Annotated in this window: 13 protein-coding genes and 2 pseudogenes; 5 read left to right on the forward strand and 10 right to left on the reverse strand. The window is 69.9% G+C overall.

Going from position 1 to position 13,918, the window contains the following annotated elements; translation table 11 throughout:
• Positions 1–64: 64 nt before the first annotated feature.
• Together FH608_RS29960 and FH608_RS29965 are read left to right on the forward strand one after the other, a co-directional pair.
• Positions 65–1,267 (forward strand): site-2 protease family protein, encoded by a 1,203-nt coding sequence (locus FH608_RS29960; RefSeq protein ID WP_139633989.1) that lies wholly within the window; start codon positions 65–67, stop codon positions 1,265–1,267.
• Between the two features lie 77 nt (positions 1,268–1,344).
• The gene (locus FH608_RS29965) at positions 1,345–2,637 is read left to right on the forward strand and encodes an ArsB/NhaD family transporter (RefSeq protein WP_139633990.1); all 1,293 of its coding nucleotides are present in this window, start codon (positions 1,345–1,347) and stop codon (positions 2,635–2,637) included.
• Between the two features lie 48 nt (positions 2,638–2,685).
• Here the strand turns inward: FH608_RS29965 and FH608_RS29970 are convergent, their stop codons facing one another.
• The 4 genes from FH608_RS29970 to FH608_RS29985 form a co-directional block, all read right to left on the reverse strand.
• On the reverse strand, positions 2,686–3,144 hold the full coding sequence (locus tag FH608_RS29970; protein ID WP_139633991.1) for a nuclear transport factor 2 family protein: 459 nt from the start codon (positions 3,142–3,144) through the stop codon (positions 2,686–2,688).
• 22 nt (positions 3,145–3,166) lie between these two features.
• Positions 3,167–5,401: a xanthine dehydrogenase family protein molybdopterin-binding subunit gene (locus FH608_RS29975; protein WP_139633992.1), complete on the reverse strand. Its 2,235-nt coding sequence runs from the start codon at positions 5,399–5,401 to the stop codon at positions 3,167–3,169.
• A 103-nt stretch (positions 5,402–5,504) separates the two neighbouring features.
• Positions 5,505–6,479 (reverse strand): FAD binding domain-containing protein, encoded by a 975-nt coding sequence (locus tag FH608_RS29980; RefSeq protein ID WP_139633993.1) that lies wholly within the window; start codon positions 6,477–6,479, stop codon positions 5,505–5,507.
• Between the two features lie 88 nt (positions 6,480–6,567).
• Positions 6,568–7,074, reverse strand: a complete 507-nt coding sequence (locus FH608_RS29985) for a (2Fe-2S)-binding protein (protein WP_226900049.1) — start codon at positions 7,072–7,074, stop codon at positions 6,568–6,570.
• Between the two features lie 115 nt (positions 7,075–7,189).
• On the opposite strand from FH608_RS29985, the gene FH608_RS29990 reads away from it, so the two are divergent.
• Positions 7,190–7,834: a TetR/AcrR family transcriptional regulator gene (locus tag FH608_RS29990; protein ID WP_139633995.1), complete on the forward strand. Its 645-nt coding sequence runs from the start codon at positions 7,190–7,192 to the stop codon at positions 7,832–7,834.
• Between the two features lie 106 nt (positions 7,835–7,940).
• Here the strand turns inward: FH608_RS29990 and FH608_RS54460 are convergent.
• The 3 genes and pseudogenes from FH608_RS54460 to FH608_RS30010 all read right to left on the reverse strand — a co-directional run.
• Positions 7,941–8,033 (reverse strand): annotated as a pseudogene (locus tag FH608_RS54460) (IS5/IS1182 family transposase); the annotation flags it as partial.
• Positions 8,034–9,630: 1,597 nt separating this feature from the next.
• Positions 9,631–9,840 (reverse strand): annotated as a pseudogene (locus tag FH608_RS30005) (IS5/IS1182 family transposase); the annotation flags it as partial.
• Between the two features lie 42 nt (positions 9,841–9,882).
• A complete protein-coding gene (locus tag FH608_RS30010) occupies positions 9,883–10,269 on the reverse strand; it encodes a hypothetical protein (RefSeq protein WP_139633996.1) in 387 nt (128 codons plus the stop codon).
• Positions 10,270–10,318: 49 nt separating this feature from the next.
• Here FH608_RS30010 and FH608_RS30015 point away from each other — a divergent pair, with 49 nt between their 5' ends.
• Positions 10,319–10,774: a MarR family winged helix-turn-helix transcriptional regulator gene (locus FH608_RS30015; protein WP_139633997.1), complete on the forward strand. Its 456-nt coding sequence runs from the start codon at positions 10,319–10,321 to the stop codon at positions 10,772–10,774.
• A 27-nt stretch (positions 10,775–10,801) separates the two neighbouring features.
• On the opposite strand, the gene FH608_RS30020 is transcribed toward FH608_RS30015, so the two are convergent.
• Positions 10,802–11,251 (reverse strand): nuclear transport factor 2 family protein, encoded by a 450-nt coding sequence (locus FH608_RS30020; protein WP_139633998.1) that lies wholly within the window; start codon positions 11,249–11,251, stop codon positions 10,802–10,804.
• 13 nt (positions 11,252–11,264) lie between these two features.
• Entirely contained in the window at positions 11,265–11,660 is a 396-nt protein-coding gene (locus tag FH608_RS30025; RefSeq protein WP_193318702.1) for a carboxymuconolactone decarboxylase family protein, read from the reverse strand.
• A 102-nt stretch (positions 11,661–11,762) separates the two neighbouring features.
• Here FH608_RS30025 and FH608_RS30030 point away from each other — a divergent pair, with 102 nt between their 5' ends.
• Positions 11,763–12,575, forward strand: coding sequence for a helix-turn-helix domain-containing protein (locus FH608_RS30030; RefSeq protein ID WP_226900050.1), 813 nt, complete (start codon positions 11,763–11,765; stop codon positions 12,573–12,575).
• Between the two features lie 51 nt (positions 12,576–12,626).
• Here FH608_RS30030 and FH608_RS30035 read toward each other — a convergent pair whose 3' ends face one another.
• Positions 12,627–13,889: an LLM class flavin-dependent oxidoreductase gene (locus FH608_RS30035; RefSeq protein ID WP_139634001.1), complete on the reverse strand. Its 1,263-nt coding sequence runs from the start codon at positions 13,887–13,889 to the stop codon at positions 12,627–12,629.
• Between the last annotated feature and the right edge of the window lie 29 nt (positions 13,890–13,918).

Raw genomic sequence — 13,918 nt, forward strand, 5'->3', positions numbered from 1 at the left:
GGCCTGCGGGGGCAGCAGAGCGGTAGGCCGACAAGTCGGCCGCCGTATCCGCAGGGGAGAAGAGATGCGTTCGTCGATCCCGCTGGGCCGCATCGGGGGCGTACGGGTGGGGCTCAACATCAGCGTGCTGGTCATCGTCGCGATCCTGGTGTTCGGGCTGGGGCTCGGGCGCTTCCCCGCCGCGTTCCCCGGCCACTCCATGGCCGTCTACCTGCTGGCGGGGCTGGTGGCGGCGGTGCTGTTCCTCGCCTCGCTGCTCGCGCACGAGCTGGCGCACGCGCTCATGGCCCGTCGCGAGGGCGTCGAGGTGTCGCGGATCACGCTCTGGCTGCTGGGCGGGGTGGCGGAGCTCAAGGGCGAGCCGCGCACGCCCCGCGCCGACCTGAAGATCGCGGTGGTGGGGCCCGCCACCAGCCTGCTCGCCGGGGTGGTGTTCGGCGTGGTGGCCTGGTTGGTCGCCGGGGCGGTGATGGTGCCCAGGGCGTCGCTGGTGGCCGGGATGTTCGGCTACCTGGCCGCGGTGAACGTGCTGCTCGCCGTCTTCAACCTGATCCCGGCCGCGCCGCTGGACGGCGGGCGGGTGCTGCGGGCGGTCCTGTGGTGGCGCTGGCACGACCGCTCGCGCGCCGCCATCGCCGCCGCCCGGGCCGGGCGCTGGTTCGGGTACGCGCTCATCGCGCTGGGGTTCCTCCAGGTCGTCACCGGGCGCGGCTTCGACGGGCTCTGGCTGGCGCTGATCGGCCTGTTCCTGGTGAACGCCGCCGCCGCCGAGGAGCAGCAGACCCGGCTCGGCACCGCGCTGCACGGCATCCGCGTCGCGGACGCGATGTCGCGCGACCCCGTGACCGCCTCGCCGGACGAGACCGTGGCCCAGCTCGTCGAGCGGGTGGTGATGCGGCACCGGCTGTCGACGTACCCGCTGGTGGACCAGGAGGGGGCCTTCCGCGGCCTGGTGACCCTCAACCGCGTCCGCCACGTGGAGCCGGAGCGGCGCGACCGCCTGCGGCTCGCCGACATCGCCTGCCCGCCGCAGGACGTGCCCACGGCCCGGCCCGAGGAGCCGCTGACCGACCTGCTGCCCAGGATGCAGGGGTGCGCCGACGGGCGGGCGGTCGTGCTCGACGCGGACGGGCGGCTGGTGGGGCTGGTGACGCCCACCGACATCAGCCGCACGATCCAGACGGCCGACCTGCGCGGCACGTTCTCGGGGCCGCGTGGCGCGGACCTCGCCCCGCCGTACCACGGCCACCACCGCGACGCCGCCTGATTTGCCGGTTTTGATAAGTTACCGGTGGGTGTGCCGGGACATCTGGTCGCCTGACCGTCGATGTTCCCCGGAGCCGCATGACCGTCACCGCCTGGCTGGCGCTGGCCGTGTTCCTCCTCGCGTACACGCTGATCGCCACGGAGAAGGTGCACCGGGTCGCGGCGGCGCTCGGCGGCGCGGGGATCATGCTGCTGATCCACGCCACCGACGCGGGATCGGCCTTCTTCGACGAGCACTCCGGCATCGACTGGAACGTGATCTTCCTGCTGCTCGGCATGATGGTCATCGTCGGAGTGCTGAAACAGACTGGAATATTCGAATATCTCGCGATCTGGGCGGCTAAACGCGCCAAAGGGCGGCCGTTCCGGCTCATGACGCTGCTGATCGTGATCACCGCGACCGCCTCCGCCCTGCTGGACAACGTGACGACCGTGCTGCTGATCGCGCCCGTGACGTTCCTGGTGTGCGAGCGGCTGGCGGTGCCCGTGGCCCCGTACCTGATCGCCGAGGCCATGGCCTCCAACATCGGCGGCGCGGCCACGCTGGTCGGCGACCCGCCCAACATCATCATCGCCAGCCGCGGCGGCCTGACCTTCAACGACTTCCTCGCGCACATGGCGCCGCTGATCGTCGTGCTCGTCGTGGTGTTCGCCCTGCTGTGCAGATGGCTGTTCAGGAAGTCGTTCCGCTACGACCCCGAGCGGGCCGCCGAGATCATGGCGCTGAACGAGCGCGAGGCCATCGCCGACCACCGGCTCCTGCGGCAGTCGCTCGCCGTGCTGGCGCTGGTCGTCGCGGCGTTCGTGCTGCATCCTGTGCTGCACTACGAGCCGTCCGTGGTGGCGCTGCTCGGCGCGGGCGTGCTGGTGGCGGCCACGAAGGTGACCACCGAGGAGGCCATCCGCGAGGTCGAGTGGCCGACGCTGGTGTTCTTCGCCGGGCTGTTCGTCATGGTCGGCTCGCTGGTGGAGACAGGGGTCATCGACCAGGTCTCCCAGGCCGCCGCGCAGGCCACCCACGGCCGGCTCGGGCTGACCACGATGCTGCTGCTGTGGGTCTCGACCGGGCTGTCGGCCATCGTGGACAACATCCCGTACGTCGCCACCATGAGCCCCATCGTGGCCGATCTCGTCCAGGCCAACGGCGGCGACGGCCCCGCCCAGGTGCTCTGGTGGGCGCTGGCCATCGGCGCCGACCTGGGCGGCAACGCCACGGCCGTCGGGGCGGCGGCCAACGTCGTCATCCTCGGCATCGCCGCCCGCAACGGCACCCCGATCAGCTTCTGGCAGTTCACGAAGTACGGGGTGGTGGTCACGTTCGTGACCGTGGCCCTGTCGGTGCCCTACCTCTGGCTGCACTACCTCACCTGAGCGGCCTCACGTGACGGGCCGCATCTGACGGGCCGCATCTGACGGGCCTCATCTGACGGGCAGGACGTCCACGCCCCGCTCGTCGTCGCCGCGCGGGCCGAAGATGCGCCGCTCGCTCTCGTCGATCCGCACGTCGTTGATGCTGGCCTCCCTGCGCCGCATCAGCCCCGACTCGTCGAACTCCCACTGCTCGTTGCCGTAGCTGCGCCACCACTGCCCTGAGGCGTCGCGCGACTCGTACTGGAACCGCACCGCGATGCGGTTGCCGAGCACGCCCCACAACTCCTTGCGCAGGGCGTAGTCGCGCTCCCTGTCCCACTTGCGGCGCAGGAACGCCCTGATCTCGTCGCGGCCGGCCAGGAACTCGTCGCGGTTGCGCCACACCGAGTCCTCGGTGTAGGCCAGCGCGACCTTGTCGGGATCGCACGTGTTCCAGGCGTCCTCGGCCGCCTGCACCTTGACGCGGGCGCTCTCCTCGGTGAACGGCGGGAAGGGCGGCTTCGACATGGGCTCCTCCTCCTGAGGTGCTTCAGTGCGGAAGCAGCTTATCGAGCGTGATCGGGAGATCCTGGACCCGCCTGCCCGTCGCGTGCCGGACGGCGTTCGCGACCGCCGCGCCGACGCCCGTGATGCCGACCTCGCCCACCCCGACCAGGCCCAGCGGCATCGTCGGGTCCGGGTCGTCCAGGCAGTGCACGTCGATGCGCGGGACGTCGGCGTGCACGGGGACGTGGTAGTCGGCCAGGCTCGCGTTCACGACCCGCCCGGTACGCCGATCGACCAGCGTCTCCTCCGTCAGGGCCAGGCCGATGCCCATCACGATGCCGCCGCGCAGCTGGCTCGCGACCGTCTTCTCGTTGATCACCCTGCCGATGTCGAACACGCCGACCCAGCGCGACACCCGTACCTCGCCGGTGTCCTGGTCCACCCGCACCTCGCAGAACTGTGCCCCGCTCGCGGCCTTCATCCACCGCCGCTGCTCGCGGACGGTCCTCGCCAGGAACCTGAGCATGCCGACGCCGGCCCTGGCCTCCAGGTGGTCGCGTCCCGCCCTGGCAAGGATCTCCGCGTACGTCTCGCCCCTGCCGTCCTGGTACAGGCCGCCGTCGCGGGCCCGCGGATCGGTCGCGCCGCGCAGAGGGGAGCCCGCCGACCTCCTCGCCAGGTCGAGCGCCGAGCGCCGCAGCTTGCGGCACGCCTCCAGCACGGCGGACGCCGCGCTCGCCGTCTGCGCCGAGCCGCCCGCCATGGGGCCCTCCGGCAGGTCGGAGTCGCCGATCTCGACGCGTACCGACTCCAGCGGCACGCCCAGCTCGTCGGCGGCGATCTGCGCCTGCGCGGTCGCCGCGCCCACGCCGATCTCGTGCAGCGCGCAGCGCACCACGACCCCGCCGTCCGCGTCCAGCCGCACGGTGACGCTCGCCGGCATCTGCAGGGACGGGTGGTACGCCGTCGCGACCCCCATGCCGACCAGCCACTTCCCGTCCCGCATCGAGCCGGGCCGCGGATCACGCTCGCTCCACCCGAACCGCTCCGCCCCCACCGCGTACACCTCGCGCAGCATCCGGTGCGTGAACCGCCTGCCCTCGATCGGGTCGCGCTCGGGCTCGTTGCGCATCCGCAGCTCGATCGGGTCCATGCCCAGCTCCCAGGCCAGCTCGTCCACGGCCGACTCCAGGGCGAAGGTACCGATCGACTCGCCGGGCGCCCGCATGGACGTGTTCGCGATCAGGTCGAGCTGGACGAGGCTCTGGCGCAGGTGGATGTTCGGGGAGTCGTACAGGTGGCGGGAGGCCGCGGTGATCTGCTCCAGGTGGCCGCCGACCCGGCCCGTCCTGGCCACGCTGGTGTGGATCAGCGCCGTCAGCCGGCCGTCCCTGTCCGCGCCGAGCGCCACCCGCTGCGCGCTCGGGGTCCGGCCGCCGACCGCGTGGTGGACGCCCGCGCGGGTGAGCGCCAGCCGTACCGGGCGGCCCGTCGCGCGGGCGGCCAGCACGGCGAGCAGCGTGCCCGCCCACACCTGGCCCTTGCCGCCGAACCCGCCGCCCACGAAGGGGGAGAGCATGCGGATGTTCCGCTCGGGCACGCCGAACCGCTGGGCGAGATGCCTGCGCGTCCACGCCATGCTCTGCGTGCCCTCGTGCACGGTCAGGCGGTCGCCGTCCCACACGGCGGTCGTCGTGTGCGGTTCGAGCGCGTTGTGACTGTGCTGCGGGGTGGTGAAGCGCAGGTCCACCGAGACCTCCGCGTCGGCCAGCGCCTTCTCCGCGTCCCCCTTGTCCGCCCTGGCCGACTGCAGCGCGTTGCTCTTCTGCGGGACGGCGTTCGGCTCCTCGGCCGCGAAGTCCACCACGGCGGGCTTCTCTTCGTACGTGACCCGCACCAGGCTCGCCGCGTGCCGGGCCGCCTCCTGGGACTCGGCCACCACGACCGCGATCGGCTGGCCGTTCCAGTGCACCTCGTCCGTGGCCAGGTGGTTGACCGACGTGCCGATGGCGAGCGTGCTGAGGTTCAGCAGGGTGACCTTGGGCGGCGGCTTCATGGCGGGGGCGTTCTCGTGCGTGAGGACGTCGATCACGCCGGGCACGGCGCGCGCCGCCGCGTCCTCGACGGCGGTGATCCGGCCGCGGGGGATCGTGGCGTGCACGAGCGCGGCGTGGGCGAGGTCGGGGTAGCGGTGGTCGCCGGCGTACCGGGCCTCGCCGACGGTCTTGATCGCGCCGTCGAGGCGGTCGACGGGACGGCCGACGTACTTCTCACTCATGCGCCCGCTCCCTCGACGTACTTCTCGCTCATGCGCCGGCTCCCTCGACGTACTTCTCGCTCATGCGCAAGCTCCCTCGACGACGAGGCGTCGGACGTGCCTCTCATCCGGCCAGCTCCTTCAGCGTGGCCACGATCGTGGCGCGGGCCAGCGGCACCTTGAACGCGTTGCCCTGCCTGGTGATCGCGGCCGCCAGCTCGGCGTCGGCCGCGCGGCCGAACGCCTCCTCGGTCGCCGGGCCGCCCTCCAGGAGCCGTTCGGCCTCGCGCGCCCGCCACGGCGTCGTGCCGACGCCGCCCAGGGCCAGGCGGACCGCCGTGACGGTCCCGTCGCGCACCTCCAGCGCCGCCGCGACGGAGACCAGGGCGAACGCGTACGACGCCCGGTCGCGCACTTTGCGGTAACGGGAGCCGGCCGCCACCGGCGCGGGCGGCAGCTCGACCGCCGTGACCAGCTCGTCCTCGGCCAGCGCGGTCTCCACGTGCGGCGTGTCACCGGGCGGCAGGTGGACGTCGCTCATGGGGATCCGGCGCGTGCCCCGTACGCTCTGCACCTCGACCGTGGCGTCCAGCGCGGCGAGCGCCACGCACATGTCGGAGGGGTGCGCCGCGATGCAGCTCCCGCTGACGCCCAGCACGGCGTGCCCCCGGGTGAACCCGTCCAGGGCGTCGCACCCGGTGCCCGGCTCGCGCTTGTTGCAGGCGTACGCCTGGTCGTAGAAGTAGCGGCACCGGGTGCGCTGCAGCAGGTTGCCGCCCACGGTGGCCATGTTGCGCAGCTGGGGCGAGGCACCGGCGAGCACGGCCTGCGACAGGACCGGGTAGGCGGCGCGGACCCGCCGGTCGGCGGCGAGCGCGCTGTTGCGCACGAGCGCCCCGATCCGCAGCCCGCCGCCGGGCAGCTCGTCCACCTCGTCGAGCGGCAGGCCGGTGACGTCGACCACCGTCTCCGGGAGCTCGATGCCCTCGCGCATGAGGTCGACCAGGTTGGTGCCGCCGCCCAGGAACTTCGCGCCGGGGCCGATCGCCGCCACGGCCTCGGCGAGGTCGAGCGGCTTCACGTACGAGAACGGTTTCACGACGCCTCCCGGCGGTCGGCGTGCCGGGTGCCCACGAACGGCGTCATGACACCCTCGCGGTCGGCGGGCTCGGCGTCCAGGAACGGTGTCATGACACCGTCTCCCGCCCGGCGACGTCCCTGATGGCGTCGAGGATGCCGTTGTAGGCGCCGCACCGGCACAGGTTCCCGCTCATGCGCTCCCTGATCTCGTCATCGCTCAACACGGCGCTCGCCGGTTGGACGGAGGGAGTGAGGACGCTCGGCATACCGGCGGCGTGCTCGTCCAGCATCGCGATGGCCGAGCAGATCTGCCCCGAGGTGCAGTAGCCGCACTGGAGTCCGTCATGGCGGACGAACGCCTCCTGCAGCGGGTGCCTGCCCTCGCCGTCTTTGGCGATGCCCTCGATCGTGGTGATCTCCTTGTCCGCGTACTGCATGGCCAGGGCCAGACAGGCGTTGATCCGCACGCCGTCGGCCAGGACCGTGCAGGCGCCGCACGCGCCCTGGTCGCACCCCTTCTTCGGGCCGGTCAGCCCCAGGTGGTCGCGCAGCGCGTCGAGCAGGCTCACCCACGGCTCGATGTCGAGGGACTCGACCACGCCGTTCACCCGCATTCGTACCTCGGTCACGCCCTACTCCCTTCCTCAGGAGCCAGACGTTAACAGAACGCTGTTCACTTAACAAGTGAACGGTGTTCTCTAAACTTGGGTCAGTATGCTGGAGCGCGACATGACAAGGGCGTTCGTCCGGGCCAGGCGGCCGGAGCACAAGCAGCAGCGGCGTGAGGCGATCCTCGCCGCCGCCCGCGACCTCGCCGTCTCCTCCGGGGTGCGCAACGTCAGCCTCGGCGCGGTGGCGGAGGCCGCCGGGCTCGCTAAGTCCAACATCATGCGATATTTCGGGACTCGCGAGGAGATCTACCTCGACCTCGCCGCCGAGGAGTGGCGCCAGTGGGGCGCCGCCGTCCACGACCGGCTCGACGCCTCCGACGACGTGGTGACGGCCCTCGCGGAGACGCTCGAAGACCGGCCGCTCTTCTGCGACCTGCTCGGCCAGACCACGACCACCCTGGAGCACAACGTGTCGGTGCCGGCGGCCCGCACGTTCAAGCGCGCCTGCCTGGCCATCACCGCCGACCTGGGCCGGCGCGTCGCCCGCATCGCGGGGCTGACGGACAGGGAGGGCGTCGAGCTGGTCGCGGCCGCCGGCGTCATGGCCGGAGTCCTCTACCCGATCTCCCGGCCCGGCCCGGCCCTGGCCGAGCTGTACGCCCAGGACCCCGACATCGCGGCGGCCTGCCCCGACTTCCACGCCGACCTCGTCCGCACCCTCAGGGCACTCCTCGCCGGCCTCCCGGCGATCAGGGAGAGCTGAGCGCGCAGAATGTGACCATACGGCCACCTCGGGCGAAGTACTGCGACGCCACCGGCCCCGTGTGACAAGGCCACGTAGTTGAGTGGCCGCGCGGATGGGGATGCGGTCATAGTCGGTGGTTCGGGCGCTGGTCCCAGCGGTGCGTCGTCCATGCCCGCCGGATCAGACCACGCAAGGTGATGATCACGTCCGCGAGGTCGAGTCCGTCGTGCCCGTCCTCAGCCGGCCTCCCGTACTCTCGCCGCGGTCCGCTCGGCGAGCTCGCGAACGCCGTTCGCGGCGTTCTCCGAGAGCTCGCCGAGTATGGCGTCGGCGGCCGCGAGGAGGGCACGCGTCTCCTCGGGGCGGCCCGCGTCGGCCAGGGCGAGGGCGAGCCGGTAGTGCTCCTCGGCGATGTAGCGGCCGAGGTTGACCTGCTGCCAGTGGCGCAGTGAGTCGTCGCCCGGGGTGGCCAGGGCGTCGCGTACGGCGGCCAGGGTGTCCGCCGCCTGCGGCAACCGGCCCGCCTCCCGCTCGAGGCGGGCCAGGGTGGTTCGGGCCGAGGCCCGGTCCCACGCCGTCTCCTGAAGGGCGGCGTACAGGCGCTGGGCGCGCAGCGCCTGGGTAACGTCGCCGAGTTCCTCGAAGTTCCGGGCGAGATCCCTCAGCGGAGCCGTGGCCAGGGTGCTGGGCGCCTCGGGGCGGCGGAGTCTGCTCTGGTCCATGAAGATGTTGTCGAGTTCGCGGATCAGCATCACCCGAGCGAGGTCCGTCATCCCCTGGTCCCGCGCCAGGGCGGTCCATGTGGAGACCGGCTCGTCCGACGGGTCCGTCCCGAACATCGACTCGTCGAGCGACCGCGCCCACTGGTGCAACTCGTCCGCGCTCGCACCCGGTTCCGGCATCCCGCCCAGGCCGCACGCCGTGTCGAAGTCCGTCTCCCGGACCTCAAGCAGCAGCGGCAGATCTCCGGTATCCCCGCGCAGCCCCACCAGCACCGCCGCGAGCCGCAGCTCGTCCGTCATCGAGGACCGTGTCTCGTGCCGCAGCAAATGCCGCAGCAGCTCCAGATCGTCCTCGGCGCGGTCGAACTGCGCGGCCCGCAGGGTGATCCGGCGCCGCACCGGGTCCTCGGCGACTTCACGCCATGCCGTGCGGTCGCCCTCCCGCAGCCAGGCGAGATCGGCGCGGCCCGCCGCGAGCACCGGCTCCCACAGCGGGGGACCGGCCGGGCCTATCCTGTCGTACGCGCAACCCTCATCCGCGTTGAGCAGTACAAAGTCCGGCTCGGTGCGCAGCAGTGCGGCACGCAGTCTGCCGACCAGCTCGACCGGGGAGCGTTTCGGGAAGCCCAGCGCTGCACGGAGCTCGGCCCGCTCCTCATCGATTCCGTAGTACTCACGGATCTCGTCCTCGGTCTCCGTGACGCACGCCAGGATCTTCTCCTCACCGTCGTCCGGGGACAGACGTGTGTAGCCGCGCCAGCCGGGCAGGCCGATCACGAGTTCCAGGGTCTCGTCGACACTGGAGCCGATGATCCCCGCGGCGCCCTCCGAGTCGGCGTAGAGCACCGAGCCGTCCGCGCACACGAAGTACGTACCGCCGGTATCGTCCCCGGCTACCGTCTCCAATGGCCCGCCCGAGGCGAGGCGGACTTCCTCAACATGGCCATGGGCGGCGCGGTCCAGGTCGAAGTTGAAGGGGAAGGCGGCCAGTTCGGCCAGGCGGCGGGACTGCCGCAGAAGCCGTAGCGCATGATCGGTCATGTCACGAAACGTAATACCGTCCACTGACAACGTACTCGCGGCCTCTGTAGGACGGTTGACCGGTGAGCGACCGGCCACCTCGCCGCCTCCGGGAGCCTTGGTGATGGAGCCGTCCACGGCGATCTGGTCGAGGACGAGGCCGACGATCCGGTCGTAGGAGTGCAGCGCGATCTGCTTGGGCTGGGCGAAGACGCCGAGTCGTGTCCACTCGTCGTGACGGTTGCGGATCGTGGTGGCCGAGCAGCTCGTGTCGGCGATCGCGTCCTGCGGGTGTGACAGGTGCACGAGATCCAGCTGACAACGTCATGCCCTGCTCGGCGCACTGTCCATCGAGATCGACCGCTCCCGTCCCCGGTCCCGCAGAATCCACGCCGACGCCAGATGGCCTATGGCGCACACCGTGCCACCGGCCATCATGCCGGGGATGCCCTGGCCGAGCCCGATGAGGGCGTCGGCGAGCTGCACCACGCCCGCCATGGTCAGCATCGGCACGAGCAGCCCCGGCCGGGCACGGCTGGTCAGCGCGTAGAGCAGCCCGGCGCCCAGCGGCAGGGCGCGTGCCGCGTACAGCTCGACACCGGCCGAGACCTCGCTGCCCGGCAGGATCAGGCCGGGCTTGACCAGCCCGATCACAGCCGAGGTCATGGACCCGACAGCGAGGACGGCGTTGACCGCGGTGACGGCTTTCATCGTTCTCCTCGAAAATCGTTCATACTCTGAATGGTATTGTGAAGCTACCATGCTGAATGTGAACGATGTCAACGCCACTTCCCTGCCAGGCACCCTCGCCTTCCGCTTCGGCACCCTGGGCGCCATGGTCACGGACCTCTTCGTCGCCGCCCTGGCCCCGCTCGACCTGAAGCCCAAGCACGTCGGAGTGATGGTCATGCTCGACCTCCACGGCCCCGCCGCCCAGCTGGAGATCGCCCGCACCATGGGCGTCGCTCCGAGCCTGGTGGTGAGCCTGGCCGACCATCTGGAGAAACTGGGCGCGATCCAGCGCGTTCGCGACGCCGGCGACCGCCGCCGCCAGGTGCTCAGCCTCACCGGCAAGGGGCGGGAGCTGCTGGCGGACGCCCTCGCGGCGGCGAACCGGCTCGACGCCGACCTGGCCGGGCCGCTGAACGAGAAGGACAGGAAGGAGCTCAACCGCCTCCTCGGCGTCCTCGCTGCCGAAGCGGGTCTGCCCCATTGAGGCGCGGCCCGACACTGCTGGCGAAGCTCACGGCGTGGTGGAACCGGCGGCTTCGAGGATGATCTGTCGGTCGCCTTCCTCCCAGTTCCAGTTCATGTACACGCCGTCGATAAGCCAGGTGCCGCCGGTGCGGGTGAGAGTGATGCGGTAGGTGCCGTACAGGGTCCAGGTGCCGCGATCCTGCTGACCGTGCATTGCACGGAATGAGGCCGTGTAGGTGGCGCTGTCGCCGTCGACCGTGACGAGGTGATTGCCGAGCAGGTGTTGGGTGGCGTCGAGGCCGGCGAACAGATTGGACCACATGGCGGTGATCTCGGTGGGAGTCTGCATCCAGGGTTCGCCGCCCCAGATGCTGGTGTAGTCGAGGGTCACAGAGTCGGCGAACACGGTTGGGAACGCGGTCCAGTCGCGGGTGTCGACGAACCACATCATGCGGGTGCAGGTGTCGATGATCTCGGTACGGTCGGTGCTGGTCATGGCGGGCTCGCTTTCAGTGGGCGACGGGCAGTAGGTGTTGTTCGTCCAGGACGCGGCGAGCGATGCCCATCGCGTTGAGGACTCGCGGGAAACCCGCGTACGGCAGAGCCTGAAGGGTGGCCTCGACAAGTTCGCGGGAGGTCAGACCTGCGGCCAACGCCGACTGATAGTGGGCTTCGAGCTGGCGTTCGGTGTCGCCGAGCACGATCAGGATGCCGAGAATGACGAGCTCACGCTTCGCGGCCTCCAGACCGGGGCGACTGTGGATGTCGCCGTAGGCGAATTCGATTGCAAAGCGGCTCAAGTCGGGAGCGATGTCGGCCAGAGTGTCGTAGACCCGGGCGCGGACAGCGGTGGGACCGCCGAGCTCCTTTTGGCGATCCAGGCCGCGTTGGTATCGGTCGTTCATGGCACCCAGCCTGGCGAGGCGACCGGATTCGACCCAGACCCCGATTTTCCGGGTACTGATAGTGCCAGGATGAAACCGGCGGTTACGGTGTTGAATCGGGATATGCACGATTACCGGCACCTCGGAGCCTTCCTCCAGTCGAGGCGCGCACGGATCACACCGGCAAGCGTCGGGTTGCCCCCGCATTCGCGCCGCCGAGTGCCAGGGCTGCGGCGGGAGGAGTTGGCGCAATTGGCTGGGATCAGCGTGGAGTACTACCAGCGGCTGGAACAGGGTCGGGCGAGCAATCCGTCGGAGGAGGTGCTCACCGCGATCTCGAACGCACTGCGGTTGGACGCGGTGGAGCAGGATCATCTGCGGGTGCTGGTCCGAAGGCCCCGCCCCAACACCGCAGCGTCGGAGGTGCGGCCGGAACTGACCCGACTGGTGAACCACATGACGGTTCCCGCGATGGTGATCGACGACCTGTTCATGGTGTTGGCGGCGAATCCGTTGGCGTCGAGACTGTTCGAGGCGTCGGGGCGCAACCTGGCCCGATACCTGTTCCTCGATCCCGACGCGCGCGGGTTCTATATCGATTGGGACGAGGTGGCCACCGCCACGGCGGCGCAGCTACGGGTGACCGCCGCTAGGTATCCGGAGGACGACGGGCTGGTCGTACTGCTGGACGAGTTGGCGGACAGCCCGGAGTTTCGAAAGCTCTGGATGCGCGGCGACGTCGAGGTCAGGACGCACGGAGTGAAGAGTTTCCGGGTTCCGGGTGTCGGAGTGCTGACCTTCACCTACGAGAACCTGGAAGTGGCCGGAGCTTTCCGGCAGCGCCTCGTAGCGTTCACTCCACATCAGGACAGCGCCACCGAGGCAGCGATGGAATTGCTTGGCACCGAATCGCTCGGACTCCAGCGCAAGCCCTAGTCGAGCGGTCTGCTGATCGGGCCGGCTGGCTGTGGAGCACGCCATGGGGATTCAGGTGGAACCGGTCCCAGGGAATTCCGCGATGACGTATCGGGAGAAGGCTCGAATCTGGGCGCGCATCTCATCCATCGTGTTGCCGACGAACAGCAGGGAGCACAGGTGATCAAGCCCGGCCTCCCTGTATGCATCGACCTTGGCGCATACCTCGTCCGGCGTGCCGACAAGGTTTATATCCATGTAGGTGCCGATGTCGACGCCTTTCATCATCGTCCCCTGCAAGGACTTCCTGAAGAGGTCGAATGATGAGTTCACAAAGGTCTCGCGCGCCTCCTCGGTCGTTCTGCCGAGGCAGACGATCGACTGTAGTGCCGTGGCGATCGTGGCGGGATCACGACCGGCCCGGCGGGCGAAGGAGTCAAGCTTGTTCCTGCCCTCCCGGAAGGCGCTCGGCCCCATCTTGGCCGGCAACCAGCCCTGGCACAGTTCGGCAGCCCGCCGGATCGACCCTTCCACGTTGCCGCCGGAGTAGATCGGAAGGGGCGCCTGCACCGGCTTCGGGTAGGACTCGACGTCCTCAAAGCGTATGTACTGGCCCTGGTAGGTCGACCTGGGCTTCTCGAAGAGGACGCGCAGTGCTTCAATGCATTCTCTGGTCAGCTCCGCCCGGTTCGCGTTCTTGAGGTCGGGCATGACGCTCTCGAACTCATCGCGGTAGCCACCGACGGCGACACCGAGGATGACGCGCCCGCCACTGAGTTGGTCCAGCGTCGCCACTTGCTTGGCCAGGAGGACGGGCTGGCGCATCGGCAGGACCATGATCCCGGTGGTGAGGCGGATCACCGACGTCCGCGCCGCGATGTTCGCGAATGTGACGAGCGGTTCGAAGTAATCCGGCGGCGACTGCCAGGCGTCGCGAACGAACTGCATCGTGCTGAGGTGATCGTTGCCGCCCGCATCGTAATAACCGAGCTGTTCTGCTTCGACGGCTGTGTCCACGACGTCGTTCACGCCGGCGAACGGTACGGGATGCATCATCCCGGCCGTACACGTAGGAATTTCGACCCCGAACTTCACCAGGCCCCCGTGCGTCGAGGATTGCGGCCGAGCCACCCACTTCGGCGGAATCTGCCCGCCGGCCGGTGCTCTTTGCGGACCCACAATTATATCGAGAGAAGCAGATCCCCAAAGGTCGCCTGAATCGACAGTCCCGGTCTGTTCATCGCAAAGTTGCTCTCCAAGCGTCTCGGGTTCGGTCGACCTGACATGCCTTGCACTAGGAGGCCGGAGGTAAACGTCCGCCGTTATGGCGAACATAGGCGGCTGCCGGCCCTCGGGACGCGGAC

Source organism: Nonomuraea phyllanthi (genome assembly GCF_006334985.2).
In the GTDB taxonomy this organism is placed as follows: Bacteria; Actinomycetota; Actinomycetes; order Streptosporangiales; family Streptosporangiaceae; genus Nonomuraea; species Nonomuraea phyllanthi.

What these genes read in the sequence shown, in the direction of transcription:
- FH608_RS29975 (WP_139633992.1), bottom strand. Translation starts at nt 5,401, where the DNA reads ATGAGTGAGAAGTACGTCGGCCGTCCCGTCGACCGCCTCGACGGCGCG.
- FH608_RS30035 (WP_139634001.1), bottom strand. Translation starts at nt 13,889, where the DNA reads ATGTTCGCCATAACGGCGGACGTTTACCTCCGGCCTCCTAGTGCAAGG.
- FH608_RS29985 (WP_226900049.1), bottom strand. Translation starts at nt 7,074, where the DNA reads ATGCGGGTGAACGGCGTGGTCGAGTCCCTCGACATCGAGCCGTGGGTG.
- FH608_RS30020 (WP_139633998.1), bottom strand. Translation starts at nt 11,251, where the DNA reads ATGACCAGCACCGACCGTACCGAGATCATCGACACCTGCACCCGCATG.
- FH608_RS30015 (WP_139633997.1), top strand. Translation starts at nt 10,319, where the DNA reads ATGCTGAATGTGAACGATGTCAACGCCACTTCCCTGCCAGGCACCCTC.
- FH608_RS29970 (WP_139633991.1), bottom strand. Translation starts at nt 3,144, where the DNA reads ATGTCGAAGCCGCCCTTCCCGCCGTTCACCGAGGAGAGCGCCCGCGTC.
- FH608_RS30030 (WP_226900050.1), top strand. Translation starts at nt 11,763, where the DNA reads ATGCACGATTACCGGCACCTCGGAGCCTTCCTCCAGTCGAGGCGCGCA.
- FH608_RS30010 (WP_139633996.1), bottom strand. Translation starts at nt 10,269, where the DNA reads ATGAAAGCCGTCACCGCGGTCAACGCCGTCCTCGCTGTCGGGTCCATG.
- FH608_RS30025 (WP_193318702.1), bottom strand. Translation starts at nt 11,660, where the DNA reads ATGAACGACCGATACCAACGCGGCCTGGATCGCCAAAAGGAGCTCGGC.
- FH608_RS29990 (WP_139633995.1), top strand. Translation starts at nt 7,190, where the DNA reads ATGACAAGGGCGTTCGTCCGGGCCAGGCGGCCGGAGCACAAGCAGCAG.
- FH608_RS29960 (WP_139633989.1), top strand. Translation starts at nt 65, where the DNA reads ATGCGTTCGTCGATCCCGCTGGGCCGCATCGGGGGCGTACGGGTGGGG.
- FH608_RS29965 (WP_139633990.1), top strand. Translation starts at nt 1,345, where the DNA reads ATGACCGTCACCGCCTGGCTGGCGCTGGCCGTGTTCCTCCTCGCGTAC.